10 protein-coding genes are annotated in these 13,282 nt (G+C 57.2%); 4 read left to right on the top strand and 6 right to left on the bottom strand.

Going from position 1 to position 13,282, the window contains the following annotated elements:
• Positions 1 to 5: 5 nt before the first annotated feature.
• From poxB to C3406_RS03095, 4 genes are all read left to right on the top strand, one after another.
• Complete coding sequence (gene poxB, locus C3406_RS03110; protein WP_103823407.1) at positions 6 to 1,724, top strand: ubiquinone-dependent pyruvate dehydrogenase; 1,719 nt, start codon at positions 6 to 8, stop codon at positions 1,722 to 1,724.
• 38 nt (positions 1,725 to 1,762) lie between these two features.
• The gene (ltaE, locus tag C3406_RS03105; protein WP_103823408.1) at positions 1,763 to 2,764 is read left to right on the top strand and encodes a low-specificity L-threonine aldolase; all 1,002 of its coding nucleotides are present in this window, start codon (positions 1,763 to 1,765) and stop codon (positions 2,762 to 2,764) included.
• Between the two features lie 9 nt (positions 2,765 to 2,773).
• Entirely contained in the window at positions 2,774 to 4,210 is a 1,437-nt protein-coding gene (locus C3406_RS03100; RefSeq protein WP_103823409.1) for an SDR family oxidoreductase, read from the top strand.
• 91 nt (positions 4,211 to 4,301) lie between these two features.
• A complete protein-coding gene (locus C3406_RS03095) occupies positions 4,302 to 5,315 on the top strand; it encodes an NAD-dependent epimerase/dehydratase family protein (RefSeq protein ID WP_103823410.1) in 1,014 nt (337 codons plus the stop codon).
• Between the two features lie 56 nt (positions 5,316 to 5,371).
• Here the strand turns inward: C3406_RS03095 and C3406_RS03090 are convergent, their stop codons facing one another.
• The 6 genes from C3406_RS03090 to gspL all read right to left on the bottom strand — a co-directional run bounded on the left by C3406_RS03090 (position 5,372) and on the right by gspL (position 13,281).
• Entirely contained in the window at positions 5,372 to 7,228 is a 1,857-nt protein-coding gene (locus C3406_RS03090) for a glycoside hydrolase family 19 protein (protein ID WP_103823411.1), read from the bottom strand.
• Positions 7,229 to 7,364: 136 nt separating this feature from the next.
• The gene (iagB, locus tag C3406_RS03085; RefSeq protein ID WP_103823412.1) at positions 7,365 to 7,808 is read right to left on the bottom strand and encodes a type III secretion system invasion protein IagB; all 444 of its coding nucleotides are present in this window, start codon (positions 7,806 to 7,808) and stop codon (positions 7,365 to 7,367) included.
• Positions 7,809 to 7,904: 96 nt separating this feature from the next.
• A complete protein-coding gene (locus C3406_RS03080) occupies positions 7,905 to 10,613 on the bottom strand; it encodes a glycosyl hydrolase family 18 protein (protein WP_103823608.1) in 2,709 nt (902 codons plus the stop codon).
• Positions 10,614 to 10,859: 246 nt separating this feature from the next.
• The gene (locus C3406_RS03075) at positions 10,860 to 11,657 is read right to left on the bottom strand and encodes a prepilin peptidase (RefSeq protein ID WP_103823413.1); all 798 of its coding nucleotides are present in this window, start codon (positions 11,655 to 11,657) and stop codon (positions 10,860 to 10,862) included.
• The gene (gene gspM / locus C3406_RS03070; protein WP_103823414.1) at positions 11,654 to 12,139 is read right to left on the bottom strand and encodes a type II secretion system protein GspM; all 486 of its coding nucleotides are present in this window, start codon (positions 12,137 to 12,139) and stop codon (positions 11,654 to 11,656) included. The genes C3406_RS03075 and gspM overlap by 4 nt, the downstream gene beginning before the upstream one ends.
• Positions 12,136 to 13,281, bottom strand: a complete 1,146-nt coding sequence (gene gspL, locus C3406_RS03065) for a type II secretion system protein GspL (protein WP_103823415.1) — start codon at positions 13,279 to 13,281, stop codon at positions 12,136 to 12,138. The genes gspM and gspL overlap by 4 nt, the downstream gene beginning before the upstream one ends.
• Position 13,282: the final 1 nt, after the last annotated feature.

Below are 13,282 nucleotides of genomic sequence, written 5' to 3'. Positions count from 1 at the left end.
CTACCATGAAACAAACCGTGGCGAACTATATTGCGAAAATGCTGGAACAGGCCGGGGTAAAACGGATCTGGGGTGTTACCGGGGATTCCCTCAACGGTCTGAGCGACAGCCTGAACCGAATGGGCACCATCGAATGGATGCCGACCCGCCATGAGGAGGTCGCCGCGTTCGCCGCTGGGGCAGAAGCCCAACTTACCGGAGAGCTGGCGGTCTGTGCGGGCTCGTGCGGGCCAGGCAACCTGCATCTGATCAACGGCCTGTTTGATTGTCACCGTAACCATGTCCCGGTGCTGGCTATCGCCGCGCACATTCCGTCGAGCGAGATTGGCAGCGGCTATTTTCAGGAGACGCATCCGCAGGAGCTGTTCCGTGAATGCAGCCACTACTGTGAACTGGTCTCCTCCCCTGAGCAGATCCCCCAGGTGCTGGCCCTGGCGATGCGCAACGCCATTCTTAAGCGCGGCGTCTCGGTGATTGTGCTGCCAGGCGACGTGGCGCTGCAGGCGGCGCCGGAAAGTGCCAGCACCCACTGGTATCCCGCGCCCCAGCCAGTGGTGACCCCCGCCCTCGCTGAGCTGAAAAAACTGGCCCAGCTGCTGCGCTACTCCAGCAATATCGCCCTGATGTGCGGCAGCGGCTGCGCCGGGGCCCACGAAGAGCTGCTGGAATTTGCCGGCACCCTGAAGGCGCCGATTGTTCACGCCCTGCGCGGGAAAGAGCATGTAGAGTACGATAACCCGTACGACGTGGGGATGACCGGGCTAATTGGCTTCTCCTCCGGGTTCCACACCATGATGAATGCCGACACCCTGGTGCTGCTCGGGACCCAGTTCCCCTATCGCGCCTTCTACCCGACTGACGCCAAAATTATCCAGATCGACATTAACCCCGCCAGCATCGGGGCGCACAGCAAAGTGGACATGGCGCTGGTGGGCGACATCAAGGCGACCCTGAGCGCACTTATGCCGCTGCTGGAGGAGAAGACCGATCGCACCTTCCTGGACAAGGCCCTGAGCGATTATCGCGATGCCCGCAAAGGGCTGGATGACAAGGCGAAACCCAGCGATAAGGCGCTGCACCCGCAGTATCTGGCCCAGCAGATCAGCCGTTACGCCGACGAAGACGCCATCTTTACCTGTGACGTGGGTACCCCCACCGTCTGGGCGGCGCGTTACCTGAAAATGAACGGCAAGCGCCGCCTGCTGGGGTCGTTTAACCACGGCTCAATGGCTAACGCCATGCCGCAGGCGCTGGGGGCGAAAGCCACCGCGCCGGACCGTCAGGTGGTGGCGATGTGCGGCGACGGTGGCTTCAGTATGCTGATGGGCGATTTCCTTTCGGTAGCGCAGATGAAACTGCCGATCAAAATCATCGTCTTTAACAACAGCGTGCTGGGCTTTGTGGCGATGGAGATGAAGGCCGGAGGCTATCTGACCGACGGTACGGATCTGCACGACACCAACTTCGCCGCCATCGCCGAAGCCTGCGGCATTACCGGTATCCGCGTGGAGAAAGCGTCAGAGGTGGATGAGGCCTTGCAGCGCGCCTTTGCCACCGACGGCCCGGTGCTGGTGGATGTGGTGGTCGCCAAAGAGGAGCTGGCTATACCGCCGCAGATCAAACTGGAACAGGCGAAGGGCTTTAGCCTGTACATGCTGCGCGCCATTATTAGTGGTCGCGGTGACGAAGTTTTGGAGCTGGCAAAAACCAACTGGCTCAGGTAAAACATTTCACATCACCTTTTAAACTATAGGGATGTGAAATGATTGATTTACGTAGCGATACCGTAACCCGCCCGACGCAGGCCATGCTCAAGGAGATGCTGGCCGCGCCGGTCGGGGACGACGTCTATGGCGATGACCCCACCGTTAACGAACTTCAGCGCTATGCCGCTGAACTGAGTGGCCACGAGGCTGCCCTGTTCCTGCCAACCGGCACCCAGGCGAACCTGGTGGCGCTGCTCAGCCACTGCGAGCGCGGCGAAGAGTATATCGTCGGCCAGGGGGCGCATAACTATCTGTACGAAGCGGGCGGCGCGGCGGTACTCGGCAGCATTCAGCCGCAGCCTATCGATGTCGCCCCCGACGGCTCCCTGCCGCTGGACAAGGTGGCGGCTAAAATCAAAGCCGACGACATTCACTTCGCCCGCACTAAATTGCTCAGCCTCGAAAACACCCATAACGGCAAAGTGCTGCCGCGCGACTACCTGAAAGCGGCGTGGGAGTTTACCCGCGAGCGCAAACTGGGGCTGCACGTTGACGGCGCGCGCATCTTCAACGCCGTGGTGGAGTATGGCTGCGAGCTGAAAGCGATTACGCAATATTGCGACTCGTTCACCATTTGTCTCTCCAAAGGGCTGGGCACGCCGGTGGGTTCCCTGCTGGTGGGCAACGCCGACTATATCAAGCGCGCCAACCGCTGGCGCAAAATGACCGGCGGTGGCATGCGCCAGGCCGGGATCCTTGCCGCGGCGGGTCTGTACGCCCTGAAAAATAACGTTGCCCGTCTGAAGGACGATCACGACAACGCCGCGTGGATGGCTGCGCAGCTGCGCGAGATCGGCGCTGACGTCATGCGTCACGACACCAACATGCTGTTTGTCCGCGTCGGAGAGGAACACGCCGCGGCGCTGGGCGAATTTATGAAGGCGCGCGGCGTGCTGATTAACGCCGCGCCGGTGGTACGTCTGGTGATGCATCTCGACGTCAACCGCGAGCAGCTGGCAGAAGTGGTTGCCCACTGGCAGGCGTTTTTGCAGCGCTAAGGAGTCCTCGTGCCGCAACGTATTCTGGTGCTCGGTGCCAGCGGGTATATCGGTCAACATCTGGTGGCCGCCCTGAGCGCACACGGGCATCAGGTACGAGCTGCGGCACGCAGCATCGAGCGCCTGCAAAAGCAGGCCCTGCCCAACGTCACCTGCCATGCTATCGACCTCAACTGGCCGCAGACGCTGGCGGCGCTGCTGGAGGGAGTGGATACCCTTTACTATCTGGTGCACAGCATGGGCGAAGGGGGCGACTTTATCGCCCACGAGCGCAAGGTGGCGATGAACGTGCGCGATCTGCTGCTGGAACACCCGGTTAAGCAGATTATCTTCCTCAGTTCGTTACAGGCACCGACGCATGAGCAGTCCGACCATCTGCGTGCCCGGCAGCTTACCGCCGACACCCTGCGCAGCGCCGGGAGCCCGCTTACCGAACTGCGGGCCGGGATCATCGTTGGCGCCGGTTCTGCCGCCTTCGAAGTGATGCGCGATATGGTCTATAACCTGCCGGTGCTCACCCCGCCGCGCTGGGTGCGCTCGCGCACCACGCCGATTGCGCTGGAGAACCTGCTGCACTATCTGGTGGAGCTGCTCAATCACCCGGCCACAGAGAACCGGGTGCTGGAGGCTGCCGGGCCCGAGGTGCTGAGCTATCAGCAGCAGTTCGAACATTTTATGGCAGTGAGTGGCCGCCGCCGCCCGCTGATCCCCATCCCCTTCCCGACCCGCTGGATTTCGGTGTGGTTTTTGAATGTCATCACCTCCGTGCCGCCGACCACCGCCAAAGCCCTAATTCAGGGGCTAAAACACGATCTGCTGGCCGACGACCGCGCGCTGCGGACGCTGATCCCGCAGGAACTCATTCGCTTCGATGATGCGGTGCGCAATACGCTAAAAGAAGAAGAGAAGCTGGTGAACTCCAGCGACTGGGGCTACGACGCCCAGGCCTTCGCCCGCTGGCGTCCGGAATATGGTTACTACCCGAAACAGGCCGGATGCACGGTGAAAACCGCCGCCAGCCTCAGCGCGCTCTGGAAAGTGGTGAACCAGATCGGCGGTAAAGAGCGCTACTTCTTTGGCAACGCCCTGTGGCAAACCCGGGCGATGATGGATCGGCTCGTCGGGCACAGGCTGGCGAAAGGCCGTCCGGCCGCGCCATATTTGCAAACCGGCGATACCGTTGACAGCTGGAAGGTGATTATTGTTGAACCTGAAAAGCAGCTGGCGCTGCTGTTTGGCATGAAAGCCCCCGGTCTTGGGCGGTTGTGCTTTACCCTGAAGGACAAAGGCGACCACCGGGAGCTGGACGTGCGCGCCTGGTGGCATCCACACGGCATGCCTGGGCTGTTCTACTGGCTGCTGATGATCCCGGCGCACCTGTTTATCTTCCGGGGAATGGCCCGGCGTATTGTTTTTCTGGCAGAACAAAACAAAGAAAAAGACTAATTAAAACTCTGAATCTTTCACGTTTCCCATTGCATACAGGCGTAATTCACGGAAGAATGCGCACGAAATTCTTTCAATACAGTGGATCGATATGAAGGTACTGGTTACCGGCGCCACCAGCGGCTTAGGCCGCAACGCGGTGGAGTTTTTGCGCAATAAAGGCGTCAGCGTCCGGGCCACCGGTCGTAATGAAGCGATGGGTAAATTGCTGCAAAAAATGGGCGCAGAGTTTGTCCATGCCGACCTGACGGAACTGGTCTCTTCCCAGGCAAAAGTGATGCTGGCCGGAATCGATACGCTGTGGCACTGCTCCAGCTTTACCTCACCCTGGGGAACGCAGGAAGCGTTCGACCTGGCAAACGTGCGCGCCACTCGTCGTCTGGGCGAGTGGGCCGTGGCCTGGGGCGTGCGTAACTTCGTACATATCTCCTCGCCGTCGCTCTATTTCGACTATCACCACCATCGCGACATTCAGGAAGATTTCCGTCCGGCGCGCTTCGCCTGCGAATTTGCCCGCAGTAAAGCCGCCAGCGAAGAGGTGATCGATCTGCTGGCGCAGTCTAACCCGCACACCCGTTTTACCATTCTGCGTCCGCAGAGCCTGTTTGGCCCGCACGACAAAGTGTTTATTCCGCGCCTGGCGCAGATGATGCATCACTACGGCAGCGTGCTGCTGCCGCGCGGCGGGGATGCGCTGGTGGACATGACCTATTACGACAACGCCATTCATGCCATGTGGCTGGCCAGCCAGCGTGAATGCGACGGGCTGCCATCCGGCCGGGCATACAACATCACCAACGGTGAGCCGCGCTCGCTGCGCAGCATTGTGCAAAAGCTGATCGACGAGCTGAACATTCACTGCCGGATCCGTTCGGTGCCCTACCCGATGCTGGATATTATTGCCCGCAGCATGGAGCGGCTGGGGAATAAGTCCGCCAAAGAGCCGATGCTGACGCACTACGGGGTGTCGAAACTGAACTTTGATTTTACTCTCGATACGCAACGCGCTGAGAGTGAGCTGGGCTATAAGCCGCTGGTGACGCTGGATGAGGGGATTGTGCGCACCGCGGCCTGGCTGCGGGATCACGGGAAGTTACATCGCTAAAGCCCGGCGCGCGGCAGAGCAAAAAAAACGGCAACCCTGAGGTTGCCGTTTTGCTATTAAAGTGCGGTCCAGGCGTCTGCCCATGCCAGGCCTACGCCTGGTTCATAGTAAGCCGAGGCGCTGTTACACCAGCCGCTGTACGGGAATGGCTTGCACTGGAAGAGTTTACCGTGGTTATTCACGATATCCCCTGCGTTGTACTTGCTGTTAGCGCTCCACGCCGCGTAAGTGTCTGAGCCTTCATCACCTGACGGGGTCTGCGCTTTCGCTTTCACGTTCAGCAGGTAAGTCGTGGTGTCGCTCAGTTCGCCATCGCTGACGGTCAGGCTCACTTCAATCTGCTGAGCCGTTGCTGCTTCAGGCGCAGTAAAGGTCACTACCGCTTTGTCTTCACCGGAGACGGTCTGGCCGTCCTGGGAGCGCCAGGTGTAGGTCAGTTTGTTGCCATCTTCGTCAGTGGAGCCTTCAGCGCTCAGGGAGACCTGCGCACCCGCGTCAACCGCACCAACCGGGCCGGAAATGACCGCAACCGGCGCATGGTTGGTCACAGCTGGCGTGTCGTCTGCTGGCGTATTGTCCGCAGGGGTGTTGTCCGCAGGCGTATTGTCAGCCGGGGTGTTATCCGCTGGCGTATTGTCTGCCGGGGTATTGTCCGCAGGCGTGTTATCGCTCGGGTTAACCGCAGAGCCGTCGTCATTGATGATATTCACGTTAAAGAACTTCTGCACACACTTGGTGTAGTCGCCCTCTTTAAATGCGCTGAATGGCGTCTGATAACCCACCAGCTGACAGGCGTAGGTCTTGCCGTCTGGCGTATCTGCGCTCCATCCCCAGTCCTGTTCCCAGTAAATTTTCAGAGCACCAGCGCCGCCTTCATCAAACTGCTTCATGTTGGCGCAGCCGAGTACTTCGTTTTCCGGAACCGGCACTTTCAGGTAGTTGGCGAACTCTTTGTAGTATTTGATACGGTTTTCCGACTGGGCAATCTCAGTCGGGCCGCCGCATTCCACGCCGCCGTTAATGATCTGGGTGGTCACGCCGAAGCCCGGAACCAGGCCGTTAGCTTTGTCATGATCGTTTGGCTGCCAGGTGCCGTCGATAACCTGCAGCATGCTCGGCTTCGGCGGTTGCGGGTAGGCGAAGAAGAAGATGGCGCTCGCCAGGTTCAGCCAGGTGTCGGCTACCAGCTCCGGTTTGTCCAGCAGCGTGCGGACGTCGCCGAACATCGCCTCCGAGAACGGACCGTAGTTATAGTTGTAGGAGAGCTGTTTGGCGCCGCGGCCAAAGTAGCTCAGGAAATCGCCGTCTTTGTCTTTGCCGCACGGCCAGGTCTGACCCTGCCAGACATCCGGGTTACATTCGCCGTTATAACCGCCCTTCTGGCCTTCGCTCCAGCCCATTTCGCGAACGTATACCAGCGCCTGACGCCATTCGGCTTCCGGACGCCAGGATTCATGCCCGCCGGTCTCCTGCGCGAAGTGCGCAAACATGGTCGCCAGCTCTTTACGGCAAATGGCCAGGCTGTCGCGGCCATCGGTGTAGGTGTCGCACAGCGCCGGGAATTTACCTACCGCTTTCAGGAAGTTGCTGTAGCTGTACTCTTTGGCGCGCAGCGGGAACAGATACTCCCAGTCGCTCTCCTTCAGAATACTTTCAACACGCTTCACGTTATCCGGGTTGGTAGCCTTACCCGGCTCAATCAGTTCCACCTGGGCGTTATCCAGGGTGCGAATTGTCGCTTTAACTGACTTCATCAGCGGAAAATCCGTTAACTCCTGCTCCTTTTTCGCCAGATCGCTGGCTTTCATCGTGTAGGGTTCGCTGCTTTCCGCCTTGAGCATGTTTGCCTGTGCCATCACTGGCGCAACACACGCCCCCGCGACCAGAATGCTCAGCAATGTCCTTTTATTCATCTACATTATTCCTGTTAAAAACGATAATAACCAATGCGATCTCGATTTATGTATTAATCCTTTAATAAATAAACCCGGGACAGCACCTTTTCTTTCTGAAGAACACTCGCAAGATATTCTTCAAAAAAAAGCCTGATTATCGGTATTGCGACATCCGTTTTATTCTTTGATATTTCGCCCAGACTTTTCTGGCGTAAATCCTGCGCTGGGGAAAGTTCTCCGGTTTCAGCCCCGCGTTATAGGCACCGACCGCTTCCCAGTTATAGCCGTAAACTTTAATCATCCCGGAGAGAATAGAAGCACCGACCATAATTGAGGTACAGGGCTCATTCATTAACCGATATTCATCAATGCCCTTTTTTTTCAGCTCGGCAAAATGCGAACTATTTATTTGCATCAGCCCGACATCCCGTGAACCGTCATGGTTATAACCGACCGCGTTTGGATTGAGACCGGACTCCACGTCCGCAATAGCAAATAATAACCAGGGGTCCACATGGTAATATTGTCCTGCGGAATTCCAGCAATTGGCTAATGCGCTCTGGCTAATTAACAACAACAGAAAAATAAAGCGTTTCATCTCTTCACCTGGCCGTCGCTGATGGACTGACCGCGCTTCACCGCGCGGTCAGTGATGGCGGGCAAGTATCGCGCCCGCCATCTCAGAGAAGGATGATTATTCGCAGTCTGCTGCGCCTACTTTCACCCATACATCGCTGTTAGCTGGGTTATCACCACGGGTCCACCACTTCGCACGGTACTCAGAACCCTGATAGGTTGTGGTATCGCCACCGTTGTAAACCACGTCAGCTTTCCAGCCGAATTTCACCTTGCTGACCAGTTCCCATGCATCCACACCGAAGCCAGGCTGGTTGCCCTGAGTCCAGTACTTCGCTTTCCATACCAGGTTGTCGAAGCTGACGATGTCGCCACCGTTGTAGACCTTGCTGCTGCTCCACGCGGCATATTTGCTTGCGTTGGCATCGACAGGGTTATCGCAGCTACCGGATGCACCTTCGTCGGACGGCGCGGTGTCTTCGTCAGCCGGAGGCGTAACGTCATCTGCCGGTGGGGTAACGTCATCAGCTGGCGGCGTTACGTCATCCGCAGGCTCAGCGGCTTTCGGCGTGACGATAACCTGCACGGTGGAGTGCACGCTGTCTTTGCCATCGCCTACCACTACGCTCAGGGAATAGCTGGTCTCAGAAGCCACGTCCGGCGCAGTGATACGTACGCTAGAGGTATTGATACCGGTAGCGTTCATCTCTGCCGGTACGCTCCAGCTGTAGGTCAGCGCATCGCCATCTGGATCGGATGCCTGAACATGCAGGGACTGAGTCTGGCCCGCTTCCAGAGTAACGGCTTGCATTGGGTTAACGACTGGTGCCTGGTTCGCTTTTGGCGCTTTGTTCACAACCTGGACGTTCACGGTGCTGGAGAGCCCTTTAGCATCGGTTACGGTCAGGCGGAAGGAGAGCGTCTGGTCCTGGGTGACTGCCGGTACGTTAAAGGTGGCTTTCGCGGAGGTGCTGTTCGCGATATTCACCGTGGTTCCGGAAATCTGGGTCCACTTGTAGGTCAGCGCATCGCCATCCTGGTCGGAAGAGGCAGAACCATCCAGCGTTACAGTAACCGGACCGGTCACGGTCTGGTCAGCAGCGGTCGCCACAGGTGCATGGTTGGTGTTAACTGGCTCGTCAGAAGAGGAACCGTTGCCCAACAGGCTTTCGTTCATGGCGTTCAGGATATCGCCGTTATCGGATTCAATAGACCATGCGAACAGACCGCCGAGGTTTTTGTCCAGCACGTACTTACCTTTCGCCGCAACCGAGCGGGCGTCGTCATAGCTCACCAGCTCGCCGGTGGATTTGTTGAACAGGTAAGGCGCTTCTGCCGCGCTGTCATATTTGTACTCCCAGCCTGACTTGCCTTTCATCTGGTTGGCAATCACGCGGTAGTCAATGATACCCGGTTCCCAGGTACCCGGAATTGCGCCAGTCGCGGTGCCGGTGAATGGGTTGTCGCCGGTGTAACCGTGTACGCCAGTCCAGCCACGACCGTACATCGCTGCACCCACTACGATTTTGCCCGGCTGTACTTTCTGGTCCAGCATCGCTTTCACGGCGTTATCGGTGGTGTAGTTGGTATCTGGCTTCCAGGAAGCACCGTACAGCGCCGCCTGGTGACCCAGATCGGTGTTGCTCCATGCGCCGTAGTAGTCGTAGCTCATCAGGAAGATATGGTCGATATACTGCTGTGCAGTGGTGTAGTCGACATCTTCGATCTTATCTCTACCCGCGCCGATAGCGGTGGTCAGCTCGTAAGTACGGCCTGTCTCGGCTGACAGCTCGTTCAGCATCGCGCGCAGATCGTGCATCAGTGCGTTATAGGTAGCTTTGTCGGTCTGCGGGTTGCCAAGTTTGGCGTTCTCGCCGCCGCCGCCCGGGAATTCCCAGTCGATATCCACACCATCAAACACTTTCCAGGTTTTCAGGAACTCTTTAACTGAGCCGACGAAACGGTCGCGCAGCACTTTGTTGTCCATCTGGAAGAATGGATCGGACAGAGTCCAGCCGCCCACGGAAGGCAGGATCTTCAGGTTCGGGTTGGCTTTTTTCATCGCCATCAGCTGGCCGTAGTTGCCTTTGTACGGCTCGTCCCAGCCGGTCACACCCTGCTGTGGTTTTTGCAGAGCAGCCCATGGGTCATGAATGGCGACGGTGTAGTCCTGACGGCCAGCACAGGCGCGTTTCAGGGATTCCAGCGCGCCAGAAGATTTCGCGCTGTCGTTGATGCCATCGCCACCACAAATTGGAATGAAGCCGTAAAGGATGTGGTTCAGGTTGGCAACCGGGATTTTATCCACGGTGAAGTTACGGTCGTATACGCCCCACTCAGGGAAATAGGCCGCAACCACTTTATCGGTATGTTTGGCGAACGCTTTGTTGTTCTCATGAAGCGTGGTGTTTAATGGCAGCAGGTGGCTACCATCGGTATCCGCTACAATGATCAGTTTGCTGGCGCTGGTGCTGCAGCCACTGTCGTTACATACCTGAACCTGCTCCTGGTAACGGCCGCCTTTCTTAACCTTAAAGGTCGCAGAGCCTGTCGCGCCGCTCGCGCCAGACCAGACTTCTTTACCGTCCAGCAGCACTTTTGCAGACGTCGGAGCATCGCCGCTCCAGACGTTCCACTCAACCTTAACATCGGCACCATCATGAACTTTTACCAGGGAGTTATAGTCCTGCGCGGCCTGGTCAACTTCAACAATAGCAAACTTGTCGTTGCCGCTGGTCAATGATGGTACCCCTGGAACGGCTGCAAATACAGGGCTGGTTGCCGCTGCAACAAAAAGCGCCAGGTATTTAGGCTTAAAGAAATTCATTTTCATATCCCAATAACTCTACGTGAACTTTAAAAAACATGTCTTCCTTAAACATGAAATAAAACCAGCATGGATTTAAAAAAATTAAATACATAATGACTTAAAATGTTTTTAATATTTTCAGTTAATCTTAATTATCGAATTAACGTCACATGCGGTTTACAACGAAGATAGTATTAGCAAAAGAATTATTACTCACCTCTTTCCCTTGTCGAAAAAATCTCAAAATATAATTGACAGATTTAATTAGGGAATGAGCGAATAATTTTGCAAAATAAAGGCAATAACGCCTCCGACCGCCAGAGCGGGGCCAAATGGAATGTGCGCAGCTTTTTTATCTGATTTAATAAAAAGGAGATTCCCGGCAATGCCGGTTAACGACGCCAGTAACAGTACATCAGGCAGTGCCTGCCAGCCGCACCAGGCTCCCAGCGCGGCCAGCAGCTTGAAATCACCGTAACCCAGACCTTCGCGACCGGTCATCAGACGAAACGCCCAGTATATAAGCCAGAGAGAGAGGTAGCCCGCCACGGCGCCGATAATGGCATCGCGCAGGGGCAGCGTCGGGCTGATAAGGTGGACCAGCAGCCCGGCCCACAGCAGCGGTTGCGTCAGGCAGTCCGGCAGCAGGAGATGCCGCCCGTCGATGATGGCCAGCGGCAGCAAGAAAGCGCTCAGCAGCCAGAGGGAAAAGAGCGCCGGGATGTCTGGCATACACCAGGCCGTGGCGCCAAAAAAGAGGAAGGTAAAGGCTTCCAGTAACCATAAGCGCAGCGGGATAGCGCTGCCGCAGTGGTGGCAGCGCCCGCGCAGCGCCAGCCAGCTTACCAGTGGGATATTTTCCCACCAGGCTAAATCATGCTGGCACGCCGGGCAGTGCGAGGCCGGAAAAAGTAAGTTAATCCGCGCCTCATCTTCCAGCAGCATCGGCGGGATCCGCTCCGCCACCACGCCGAGAAAGCTGCCGATAATCGCGCCGAAAATGGCGCTCATCAGGCTGAACAGGGCCGGGCTGCTCTCTCTGAACAGGGCGAAGGCGGTCATGCCGTCTTTTTCCAGCTAAGCTGGATCTCTGCCCTGACGTCACGCTGGTGGTCGACAGGGGTCAGCTTCATTTTCTCCAGCTTGATCCCTGAGGCGGCGTTAATTTCGCGCAGCCAGTTCTTCAGCTCATTGATCTCCACCCGGGGTACAGTAAACGATAACGTCTGCCCCTCCTGGCGCACATCATTCAATGGCAACTTGATCTCCTGTGCGCTGTTTTCCACCACACTGCGCGGATTATCGGTTTTTAATTGCTGCACCTGGAGATGGTTTTTATCAATTTCGCTGCGCATCCAGTTAAGGGTATCTCTCTGGCGCTTCAGCGTTAACTGGCTATTTTTAATCATATTATCCAGCGGAACCATGCCGCCGTAATAGACAACGGCACAGCACAGCGCCGCGGCGCAGAATTTCATAAGCAGCTTTTCGCGGGTAGAGTAATTCTGATACCGCGCTTTAAGCTGTGCGACACGCTCTTTCATTTATGTTTCCCCGTGATCATGGCGGTAAAGGGCGCGACCGTTGATACCGGCTGCAGAGAAAAGTTGAAATCCGCACTGCTCTGGTTGATGAACGTCTGCAGCGATGCGCTGTTCTGGCTGCTGGCGCTGAGCGTCCAGAGGTTTTGCGTACTGTCGTAATCCAGAAGATTAATTTCTATATCCGGAACCGCCTGTTTCGCTTTGTTCAAATCCTCCATTTGCAGAAAGACGCCTTTAGTGACCTTCTTCAGGTTCTGACCAAAGTGATACTTAATATTGCTTTGCTGGCGAAGGCTGGGGAAATGATACTGGTAGACCGTGGCGATCTCCTGTTGCAGCTGGTTTTCCTGTTGCACCAGCATCAGGGCCATCGCCAGCCTCGGCCCCAGCAGCAGTCCGACGCTGAGCAGCGCCAGCGCAACCATCGCCCCTTTCATCCCTTTGGGCGTGCCGCCCTGGGCGCCGCGGGGATGAAACTCATCGTGCAGCACGTTGGCCCGGCAGTTCTGCCACTGCGGCTGGATCAGCACTAACGGGTGCTGCCAGGGTAAGGATTCATCTACCGCAATCCCGGCAGGCGCCTCACCATAACAGCGCACCATCCCGGCCTGAGATTTCGCCATCAGCAGCGGCAGCAGCGAGGCATCCGCTTCACAGGCGCTGGCCGGTGAAAAGCGCAGCCAGTAACTCTCATCCAGCGCAACCAGCGTGCTTCCCCTTTCCGCGACCGGCAGCAGCCAGGCGTCAGGCAGGGCCTGTACCACCTTCAGCCCGGCCTGCTCAAAACAGGCGAGCCAGTCGCGCAAGCGCCGGGCATCAATGGCGACGGCATCCACTTCCTGCCCTTTTTTACTCAACACCGTCCAGTGCAGGTCGTCGACGTCACCGATCAGCGTCTCCTCCGCCATCCACGAGAACGGCGTCGCCTGAGCGCTGAGCCCTTTCTTTGGCAGGGAGAAGTGGCGGAAGATCATCTCACCCGCGGGCAGCAGCAGACAGACGCGCGACGCCAGCGGATGATCCGCAAGCGTCGACAGGGCCGCCATGCCGTGGAGCGTATTGACCTGCTGGCTCCCGGATTCGCACCATGCAATAGTCCCGTCCTCACGGCTATCGGGACGAACAAACAGTATCTTTTTCATC

It is taken from the genome of Leclercia sp. LSNIH8, from assembly GCF_002920195.1.
Classification (GTDB): Bacteria; Pseudomonadota; Gammaproteobacteria; order Enterobacterales; family Enterobacteriaceae; genus Enterobacter.
Note: the sequence above shows the minus strand (reverse complement) of the source record. Positions and strands in the feature narration are given on the sequence as shown.

Excerpts from the sequence above, each read along its gene's own strand:
- poxB (WP_103823407.1), top strand. The coding sequence starts at position 6 with ATGAAACAAACCGTGGCGAACTATATTGCGAAAATGCTGGAACAGGCC.
- ltaE (WP_103823408.1), top strand. The coding sequence starts at position 1,763 with ATGATTGATTTACGTAGCGATACCGTAACCCGCCCGACGCAGGCCATG.
- C3406_RS03095 (WP_103823410.1), top strand. The coding sequence starts at position 4,302 with ATGAAGGTACTGGTTACCGGCGCCACCAGCGGCTTAGGCCGCAACGCG.
- C3406_RS03090 (WP_103823411.1), bottom strand. The coding sequence starts at position 7,228 with ATGAATAAAAGGACATTGCTGAGCATTCTGGTCGCGGGGGCGTGTGTT.
- iagB (WP_103823412.1), bottom strand. The coding sequence starts at position 7,808 with ATGAAACGCTTTATTTTTCTGTTGTTGTTAATTAGCCAGAGCGCATTA.
- C3406_RS03080 (WP_103823608.1), bottom strand. The coding sequence starts at position 10,613 with ATGAATTTCTTTAAGCCTAAATACCTGGCGCTTTTTGTTGCAGCGGCA.
- C3406_RS03075 (WP_103823413.1), bottom strand. The coding sequence starts at position 11,657 with ATGACCGCCTTCGCCCTGTTCAGAGAGAGCAGCCCGGCCCTGTTCAGC.
- gspM (WP_103823414.1), bottom strand. The coding sequence starts at position 12,139 with ATGAAAGAGCGTGTCGCACAGCTTAAAGCGCGGTATCAGAATTACTCT.
- gspL (WP_103823415.1), bottom strand. The coding sequence starts at position 13,281 with ATGAAAAAGATACTGTTTGTTCGTCCCGATAGCCGTGAGGACGGGACT.